General features: G+C 67.0%; 10 protein-coding genes. 5 read left to right on the forward strand and 5 right to left on the reverse strand.

All coding sequences use genetic code 11. The annotated features are described in order from the left end of the window. From AC1DO7_RS36610 to AC1DO7_RS36625, 4 genes are all read right to left on the reverse strand, one after another. On the reverse strand, nucleotides 1–657 hold a 657-nt coding region (locus AC1DO7_RS36610), incomplete at its 3' end, for a TolC family protein (protein WP_477117245.1). A 113-nt stretch (nucleotides 658–770) separates the two neighbouring features. Beyond that, complete coding sequence (locus AC1DO7_RS36615) at nucleotides 771–1037, reverse strand: hypothetical protein (RefSeq protein WP_441624082.1); 267 nt, start codon at nucleotides 1035–1037, stop codon at nucleotides 771–773. 98 nt (nucleotides 1038–1135) lie between these two features. After that, nucleotides 1136–1390: a hypothetical protein gene (locus tag AC1DO7_RS36620; protein ID WP_477117246.1), complete on the reverse strand. Its 255-nt coding sequence runs from the start codon at nucleotides 1388–1390 to the stop codon at nucleotides 1136–1138. A gap of 74 nt (nucleotides 1391–1464) precedes the next feature. Further along, nucleotides 1465–1725 carry a hypothetical protein gene (locus tag AC1DO7_RS36625; RefSeq protein WP_441623717.1) on the reverse strand — a complete coding sequence of 87 codons (261 nt, stop codon included), beginning with the start codon at nucleotides 1723–1725 and terminating at the stop codon, nucleotides 1465–1467. 457 nt (nucleotides 1726–2182) lie between these two features. On the opposite strand from AC1DO7_RS36625, the gene AC1DO7_RS36630 reads away from it, so the two are divergent. Beyond that, a complete protein-coding gene (locus tag AC1DO7_RS36630) occupies nucleotides 2183–4255 on the forward strand; it encodes a serine/threonine-protein kinase (RefSeq protein WP_477117247.1) in 2073 nt (690 codons plus the stop codon). A gap of 79 nt (nucleotides 4256–4334) precedes the next feature. On the opposite strand, the gene AC1DO7_RS36635 is transcribed toward AC1DO7_RS36630, so the two are convergent. Continuing rightward, nucleotides 4335–6281, reverse strand: a complete 1947-nt coding sequence (locus AC1DO7_RS36635; protein ID WP_477117248.1) for an SUMF1/EgtB/PvdO family nonheme iron enzyme — start codon at nucleotides 6279–6281, stop codon at nucleotides 4335–4337. A 488-nt stretch (nucleotides 6282–6769) separates the two neighbouring features. Here AC1DO7_RS36635 and AC1DO7_RS36640 point away from each other — a divergent pair, with 488 nt between their 5' ends. The 4 genes from AC1DO7_RS36640 to AC1DO7_RS36655 all read left to right on the forward strand — a co-directional run. Further along, nucleotides 6770–7195: a DUF4399 domain-containing protein gene (locus AC1DO7_RS36640; RefSeq protein WP_441624373.1), complete on the forward strand. Its 426-nt coding sequence runs from the start codon at nucleotides 6770–6772 to the stop codon at nucleotides 7193–7195. 159 nt (nucleotides 7196–7354) lie between these two features. Next, nucleotides 7355–7795, forward strand: a complete 441-nt coding sequence (locus AC1DO7_RS36645; protein ID WP_441624375.1) for a DUF4399 domain-containing protein — start codon at nucleotides 7355–7357, stop codon at nucleotides 7793–7795. Between the two features lie 501 nt (nucleotides 7796–8296). Next, a complete protein-coding gene (locus tag AC1DO7_RS36650; protein WP_441624367.1) occupies nucleotides 8297–8554 on the forward strand; it encodes a hypothetical protein in 258 nt (85 codons plus the stop codon). Nucleotides 8555–8600: 46 nt separating this feature from the next. Continuing rightward, a partial coding sequence (locus AC1DO7_RS36655; RefSeq protein ID WP_477117249.1) for a hypothetical protein occupies nucleotides 8601–8783 on the forward strand: 183 nt, incomplete at its 3' end.

The raw sequence follows: 8783 nt of genomic DNA on the forward strand, positions 1-8783 counted from the left end.
GGTGCGGGTCTGCTGGTCGATCTGCTCGTCGAACTGCAGGATCTGGAAATAGGTGGTCGACACGGCCGAAACCAGGGTGAGGTAGCCGGCACGCCAGTCCGCCTCGGTGGCATTGAACTCGGCCTTCTGCGCCTGCACGCCCTTCTCGACCTTGCCCCAGATATCGATATCCCAGTTGACCTGGGTGCCGAGGTTGTAGGTCCTCGTGAGAGGCTGCCCGGTGCTCTTTTCGAAACTCGCGCCGGCACCCACGTCGAAGACCGGCAGCGCACCCGCCCTGACCTCCGCGATCTGCGCGCCTGCGACCTTGATCCGCGCGGCCAGCACCTTGATGTCATAGTTGCCCGCGATGGCCTTGTCGACCAGGCCGTCCAGATAGGGATCGCGAAAGGCCTGCCACCAGTTGGGCACGATGGTGTCTGCAGCCGACACCGTGATCGCGCCCTGCCGGGACCATTCCGGCTTGGCAGGGGTCTCCGGCCGCTCGTACACCGGCGGGCGGAAATCGGCGCAACCGCCCAGCGCCAGCAAGCATGTGCCCGCCAGCAGGTAGCGCTGCAGGGTAGCGCGCGCGACGCGCGCAACACACGGAATAGGTAAACAAGGCACGATCGTCTCCCGCGAGCAACCAGGCAGGTCTCGCCATACGCTGTGCATTCATTGTGTATCCGCCCGCGGCGCGATCCAACCCGAAAATGCAAGGTGGCCGGCCCTGCCCGGCGGCGGCAGGAAGCCGCCCTGCCCGGCATGCCGGGCGGGCGGCGGCAACATCAGCGATAGATGTTGTTCTGGGCGTTCTGCGTCGAGTTGACATGCGACTTGATGTCGTCCACGAAGGCAGCATTGTTGCCGTTCATGTTGACCACATTCTGCGTCTGGCCGATCAGTTGCGAGGCGTTGAAGGTCGAATCGACCTTGACGGTGCTGAACACCGGCACGAAAGGCACGAAGCCGGTGCCACCGCGCACGGTGCTCATGGCGTGGGCGTCGAGTTCTTCGGTGACGGACAGGTCCTGGATGGCGAGGATGGTAGTCATGGCAGTTCTCCGGGTATTCAGTGGTTTGCGAATTCGGTGCGGGGCCGGTCTGGCGATCCCGCTGGCGCCGCGGGCCGCCGGTGGCGGCCGCGCATTGCTCAGTAGATGTTGTTCTGGGCGTTCTGGGTCGAGGTGACGCGCGACTTGATRTCGTCCACGAAGGCAGCGTTGTTGCCGTTCATGTTGRCCACGTTCTGSGTCTGGCCGATCAGYTGCGAGGCRTTGAARGTCGARTCGACCTTGACCGAGCTGAACACGGGCATGAAGGGCACGAAGCCGCCGCGCACGCTGCGCATGGCGCGGGCGTCGAGTTCTTCGGTGACGGACAGGTCTTTGATGGCGATGGTAGTCATGGCAGTTCTCCGGTACTCAGTGATGTGCGAATTCGGTTGGCGCGCTCGGCGGGGCCGGCAGRGCGGCGGCAACATCAGCGATAGATGTTGTTCTGRGCGTTCTGGGTCGAGTTGACATGCGACTTGATGTCATCCGCGAAGGCCGTGTTGTTGCCGTTCATRTTGACCACGTTCTGGGTCTGGCCRATCAGYTGCGAGGCRTTGAAGGTCGAGTCGAGCTTGACCGAGCTGAACACGGGCATGAAGGGCACGAAGCCGCCGCGCACGGCGCGCATGGCGCCRGCGTCGAGTTCTTCGGTGACGGACAGGTCCTTGATGGCGAGGGTGGTAGTCATGGCAGTTCTCCTGGAAGGCGGTTGGCCAGCTGGCCGGGTATCGATTGGGACTTCGGTTCGTTTGCTGTCGAGCATCTTTGCTTCGCTCGGGAGGTACAAACGCATGGAGTGTGCCAAGGCRGGCCATGTCGCCGGAAATTGTCCGCAAAGCCAGGCTGGCACTGGGCTTCGGCTGCTTCGCTGCACATGCGGCGTACCCGCGGGCGGGCCGGCGGTGCCGTGGGCTGACGGGCCGCGGCCAACACTGTCGCCGCTTGTGTTCGCTTGCGCACGACACCTGGCGCAAGACAGGCCTGCCACGAGGCGCATGCGCCGCGCGCGGCCGTTGATGCGATGCACGGGGGGTTTGCGATTGCCATGAGTGCGCACTAGTATCCATCGTGGGCAGGTACTCGCTGGAGAATGGCGAGTGGGCGCTCAATGCGCAACTTCGCGCTACTACGTCGCGGCTGCATCGATGCCTAGCATTCCGGACCTGATACKAACCTTCCAAAGCGGTGGTCTGTCGCACGAAGAGCTATTTGCCCGCATCGACCGCACCCTGGCCGCCGACCAGGCCAGCGCGCGGCAGCTGGCGGAAATGCTCAGCGAGGAAAACACGCGCGTGCCGTTGCCGCCGGGCGTCTATGAAGAGGTGCTGCGCCGCATCGAGCGCCGCAGCAACACGCAGTTCGAGGAGGGTGGCGAGGAGACCCGCATGGAGACCGGCCCGGCGGGCGGTGCGTCCATGCCTTCCACGCCTTCGTCGCCTTCGGCCGGCGCCTCGGTCGCGGCGGCCGGCGGCCAGGCCATCCCGGCCGGCGAGCCCGTCAAGGGCGTGGGCGATACGCTCAATGGCCGCTTCGTACTGGAGGAATGCCTGGGTGTGGGCGGCATGGGCACGGTTTTCAAGGCGCTCGACCTGCGCAAGCTGGAAGCCTCGGACCGCAAGCCCTATATCGCCATCAAGGTTCTCAATGTGCAGTTCCGCGGTCACCCGAAATCGCTGATCGCGCTGCAGCGAGAGGCACGCAAGGCGCAGACGCTGGCGCACCGGAACATCGTCACCGTCTACGACTTCGACCGCGACGGCTCGGTGGTCTACCTGACCATGGAGTACCTGCAGGGCAAATCGCTCAACCGCATCTTGCGCGCGCCCGATTTCGCCGGCATGCCCTACGGCAAGGCGCTGCCCATCATCACGGGGATGGCGCGCGCGCTGTCGTACGCGCACGAGCGCGGCTTCGTCCATTGCGATTTCAAGCCCGCCAATGTGTTCATCACCGACAGCGGCGAAGTCAAGGTGATCGACTTCGGCATCGCGCGCGTGTTCCAGCAGCCGGCCGACGATGCCGATCCCACCGTCTTCGATCCCGGCACGCTGGGGGGCATGACGCCTGCCTATGCCAGCCCCGAGATGTTCGATCACAGCGAGCCGGATCCGCGCGACGATATCTATGCGCTGGCCTGCGTGACCTACGAACTCCTCACCGGCCGCCACCCGTACGAGCGGCTTTCCGCCAACCAGGCGCGCAGCGGCGGCCTGAAGCTGCAGCGGCCGAAGACGCTCTCGCGCGGCCAATGGCGGGCGCTGCGCGCTGCCTTGTCGTTCGATCGCGCCACGCGTACGCCGACCGTGGCGCGCTTCCTGGCGGACCTGGGCGCCGAGCGTTCAGGCATGCCGTCGCTGGCCAAGCTGGGCGCGGCCTCGCTGGCGGGCCTGCTGGTGGTGGGCGGCGTGGGCTATTTTGCGTGGCGCACGCGCGGCGCCGCCGATGTCAAGACGCAGGCGGAAGCCCCGGCCGGCGCTGTGCCCCCCGCCGGGAACAAGGCACCCGAGCAACCGCCGGCGCGCGCGGAAGCCGTGCCGCCGCGCGCCTTGTCGATGCCTGCCGTGGCGGCCGTGCTGGCGCGCGCGCCTTGCTCGCTGCTGGCCGCCTCCGCGCACGGCGAGCACGAACTGCAGGTGCGCGGGTTCGTGGCGGAACGCTTCGGCGTCAAGCGCTTGAAGGAAGACCTGGGCGCGGTGCCGGGCGTGCAGAGCGTGAACCTGGAAGTGCAGCCGCTGGGCGACGACAAGTGCGACGTGGTCAAGCTTGTCTCGCCCTACTGGTCGGGGCGCCGCAGCGGGGATGCGCTCGCCACCATCCGCACGCGCGCGCCCGGCGGGCAGCTTGCCGAAGGCACGCCGCTGATCGTCGATATCACCACGCCGCCATACGATACCTACGTCTACGTGGACTACTACATGGCCGACGGCAAGGTCGTGCACATGGTGCCGAGCGCCCGTTCCAAGGCCAACCAGGCGCCGGCGAGCTATAGCGCCACAATCGGCAGCCTTGGCGACTGGGTGATCTCCAAGCCGTTCGGCACGGAGCTGATCGTGCTGCTCACCGCGCCCGCGCCGCTGTTCGACGCGCTGCGGCCCGAAGCGGAGTCGCGCCAGGACTATCTGCGCGCGCTTGACCGGCAACTCGGGCCGATGGCGGCCAAGCATGGCGAGGACCGCATCGGCGCGGACATCGTGCAGATATCCACCCGGCCGCGCTAGGCGCCCGGCGCGCTTCGCTGCCGGGCCCGTCCGCGGCCTGCTTCGGGCGGCCTGCTTCGGGTGGCCTACTTCAGGCGACCTACTTCAGGTCGCGCACCACGCGGAAGCCGTTCTGCGACTGCCGCACGCTGGCGCTGTACTTGAAGCGGGTGGAGGAGAGCATGTAGCTCGCGCCTTCGTGCCACGAGCCGCCACGGATCACACGCACGCTGCAGCCGGGGTCGTCCCAGGCGCGCCCGTCCACCGGCGCGTTCTTGTAGGAGATGTGCCAGCAATCGGCCACCCATTCCCATACGCTGCCGTTCATGTCGTGCAGGCCAAAGCCGTTGGCGGCGAAGGAGCCGACATTGGCCGGTGTGTCGGCGTTCCACGGGTCGCCGCAGTCCTTGCAGTTGGCGGTGCCCTTGCGCATCTGGTCGCCCCACCAGTAGAGCGTGCTGGTGCCACCGCGCGCCGCGTATTCCCACTCGGCCTCGGTGGGCAGCCGGTAGGCCTTGCCGCTGGTCTTGCTCAGCCACGCCAGGTACTGCTGGGCATCGTCCCAGCTGATGTCGCGCACAGGCGCGTTGCGCGCCGCGCCGGCCACCGTGGCGATGCGCTGGCAGCCGCCGGCATCGGCGCAGGCGCTCCATTGCTCGACGGTGACCTCGTACTTGCCGATGGCGAAGGGCTGGCCGATGGTCACGCGGTGCGGAGGCTTCTCGGTCGGGTCGCCACCGTTGCTGCCCATGGTGAAGCTGCCCGCCGGCAGGCTGTGCAGCACGGGACAGGCAGGGCAGTCCTTGAGCTCGCCGGGCTTGATGTCGACCGTGACGGCGCCGCTTGCCAYTGCCCGCTGCGAGCCGGGCGCGGGCGTGCTGGCACCGGCCGTCGCGCCGGGCGGCGCAGTTGCCGGCGCACTCGCCGGCCCCTGCACCTTGCCGCTCTGCGCGCGTGCCGGGGGCGGCGTGACGGTGCCCTGCGCGGCAGACGGCCCTGTCGACGCGGACCCCGGGCGGGACCGTTCGGGGGGGGCGGCGGGGGTGCCCGTCTCGGGCTTGGCGCCGCTGGCGCGCAGGCGCTCGATGCGGGCCCGTGCCAGCGGTGCGAAGCGGCCATTGGGGTAGGCCTTCAGGTACGCCTCGTAGTCGCTGGAGAAATTGCTGTTCTTGATCGATTCCCAGAAGGTCAGTTCGTACTGCTCGTCGCTGTCCTTGGGCAGGATGCCGCGCTGTGCATATTGTAATGGCGACACCCGTGTCGGTCCGCCGGCAGGCGCTGCGATGCCACCGGCGCCGGCATCCCCGGCCGCCACGCGCGCCGCAAGCCGCAACGGTGCCGGCAACGACGACGATATCCATGGTTGCTGCCCGAGCCCGGTCTGTTGGCTGACGATCTGGCCGGCACGGCGCAGGGCGGTCTCGGCATCGGTCCCGGGCATCCGCATCGCCTGCAGCAGCGCGGCGGTGAAGGCGCCGTCGCCGGCGCGGGCGCCGGGCGCCGTGGCGTAGGCGATCACGGTTGCGGGGGGCGCGGCCGGCGGCATCGCCGTCGCGCCGCGATACGGATTGTCCAGGCAGGTATCGAGGATCAGGATATTGCGCCCGCCCGGGCGCGCCGCCGGCATGCTCGCCAGTATCGTGCCCAGTTCCGTCGCGCCGGTCAGCAGCCGGTGGGGCGCGTCGCCGCGCACGTCGACGGGAAGCAGGAGCGGCCTGTCGCCGACTTCGATGCCGTGGCCGGCGAAATAGAACAGGCCGACGCCGCCCTTGCCAAGGCGTTGCCGGAATTCGGCAAGCGCCTGCGCCATGCCGGCGCTGTCGAGGTTCTCGCGCAGCATGACGTCGAAGCCGAGCGCTCCGAGGGCCTGTCCCATCGCGCGCGCATCGCTGGCGGCGTTCGGCAGAGGGGCATCAGCGTATGCGGCATTTCCGATCACGAGCGCCAGGCGCGCCTCGCTGCCTGGCTCCGGCGTTCCGGGCGCGGCTGCGGCAGGGAAGGCCGTGGCCAACCCGATCAGGCACACGACAAGGAGTTTTCGCCACATATGCAGGCCTTGTTCGTACGGCGCAGAAGTTCATCGCCGCGCCGCGTGCCGATGGTGTCACGTGGTCGGCGAAACACGATGATGCCGGGCCATCGCGCCGGGTCCGGGGTTTGCCGTGCGAAGGCAAGATGCCGCGCTGGCGATACCGGGCTGGCTCAATCCACCATAGCACAGCGATTGTGAATCCGGAGGTGCTTTGCGACGCCGGGTGGCGCAGCGGGCGCACCATCCGCCGCGTGCGGCGCGGGCCGGGTAGCGTCAAGTATCTTTTTACGGTTTTCCGTTCTAAGCTGAATGACGAAAATGCAGGGCGCTGATCAAGAGCAAGAATCCACGCCGCGCTTTCGAGAATTCGCGAAAGAGTGAAAAAGGGTGCAGGAAGCCCCGCCGGTGCCTTGCCGGCGCGCCTGGCGCTTGCCGCGTTGCCATGCATGTGCCGCCGCGCACACGCGCGCTGYAGCACGGACCGTCGTAGGGAGGCCTTTCACATGCACAGGCGAACCGTGCTCGGCACCATGGCAGCATCGCTGCTGGCTGCGTTGCCTTCGATCTCGTTTTCCACGCCGGCTCCACCCAATGCCGAGGCCTACATCATCTGGCCGCCCGACGGCGCCGTGATCGAGGGCGGCAAGTTCTGGGTGCGCATGGGCCTGCGCAATATGGGCGTCGCCCCCAAGGGCGTGGAGATGGCCAACGTCGGCCACCATCACCTGCTGATCGACACCGATCTGCCGCCGATGGACAAGGAAATCCCCAACGACCGCAACCACCTCCACTTCGGTGCCGGCGAAACCGAGGCGCGCATCGAGTTGCCGCCAGGCAAGCACACGCTGCAGATGCTGCTGGGCGATGCGAATCACAAGCCGCACGATCCGCCCGTGTACTCCAAGAAGATCACGATCACAGTTCGATAAGAGGCACGATCAAAAAAGATCCTGGCGTCGTTGCACAGCCTTGCCGTACTACCGTGCCGTCTGCGGCCGCGCGCCTTGCCAGGACCGCTTCGCTTCATGCTTGACGGTGCCTGTCAGGCCCGGACCGCCATCCCGGCGGCACCCAACGGGAGAGAGTTCATGCGTAAGCTCATTCTGGGCGCTGCGCTCGCAGCCAGCCTGCTTCTGAACGGCGCGATGCCGGACAACGCGGTGGCCGGTCCCACGCCGGCGCCGCCCAATGCCTACCTGTATATCGGCTTCCCCAACAACAACCAGGTCCTGCCGGCCGGCAAGCCGATCAAGGTGTGGTTCGGCCTGCGCGGCATGGGCGTGGCGCCGCGCGGCGTGAAGTTCCCGAACAGCGGCCATCACCACCTGCTCATCGATACCGATCTGCCACCGATGGACAAGGAGATCCCCAACGACCGCAACCACCTGCATTTCGGTGCGGGCGAAACCGAGACCACCATCGAACTGCCGCCCGGCAAGCACACGCTGCAGTTGCTGATGGCCGACGACAAGCACATCCCGCACAATCCGCCGATCTACTCCAAGAAGATCACGATCTACGTGAAGTGATCTCGCCGGGCGCACCAGGGGCGTTGCGCTAGCCGGGCCACAAGAGCCCGGCGCACCGCCGCCGCGCGGCGCCATTCCCGGCATCGTCCCGCGCTTCGTTTCCCCGCCGCGCCCTTCTGCGCTTCCTTCATTTCCCGCATTTCCTCCCGTTCCTGCGCCGCCATCGCCGCCGCCATGAATCCCGGTCGCCGCGAGTGCCGACCCTGACGTGTGTTTTCCGCTGCTGTCTGTTGCCCGCGAACACCCGCGCGCCATTGTGTTGGTCCACGCCCGTCAGCGCACTGCCGTGCCAGCTGGCGCGCGCACCGGTTCCATGTGCTGCGCCAAAGAAAAAATCCAGGCGGGGACTGGGYTTGCGGGCGATCYGCGCCGRCATGGCCCGCCTTGGCACACTCCATGCGTTTGTACCTCCCGAGCGAAGCAAAGATGCTCRRCAGCAAACGAACCGAAGTCCCAATCGATACCCGGCCAGCTGGCCAACCGCCTTCCAGGAGAACTGCCATGACTACCATCGCCATCAAGGACCTGTCCGTCACCGAAGAACTCGACGCCGGCGCCATGCGCAGCGTGCGCGGCGGCTTCGTGCCCTTCATGCCCGTGTTCAGCTCGGTCAAGCTCGACTCGACCTTCAAYGCCTCGCARCTGATYGGCCAGACCCAGAACGTGGTCAACATGAACGGCAACAACACGGCCTTCGCGGAYGACATCAAGTCGCATGTCAACTCGACCCAGAACGCCCAGAACAACATCTACCGCTAATCGTCGCCGCCCCCCCCGGCCATCACTGCATTCAAGGAGCAGCATCATGTCATCCATCACCGTGCGCGACCTCGCGCTGACCCAAGAACTCGACAGCAAGTCCCTGGCCGCGGTGCGCGGCGGCGCCAAYACCTGGATGCAGGGACTGGGCCCGGYGGCCAACGTCAATGTCAACGTCAACCAGAACATCGCCCAGCTGCAGAGCATCAACGTCAACACGCTCAACAAC

This window comes from Cupriavidus sp. 05N40, from assembly GCF_056397305.1.

What these genes read in the sequence shown, in the direction of transcription:
- AC1DO7_RS36640 (WP_441624373.1), top strand. Translation starts at nt 6,770, where the DNA reads ATGCACAGGCGAACCGTGCTCGGCACCATGGCAGCATCGCTGCTGGCT.
- AC1DO7_RS36615 (WP_441624082.1), bottom strand. Translation starts at nt 1,037, where the DNA reads ATGACTACCATCCTCGCCATCCAGGACCTGTCCGTCACCGAAGAACTC.
- AC1DO7_RS36645 (WP_441624375.1), top strand. Translation starts at nt 7,355, where the DNA reads ATGCGTAAGCTCATTCTGGGCGCTGCGCTCGCAGCCAGCCTGCTTCTG.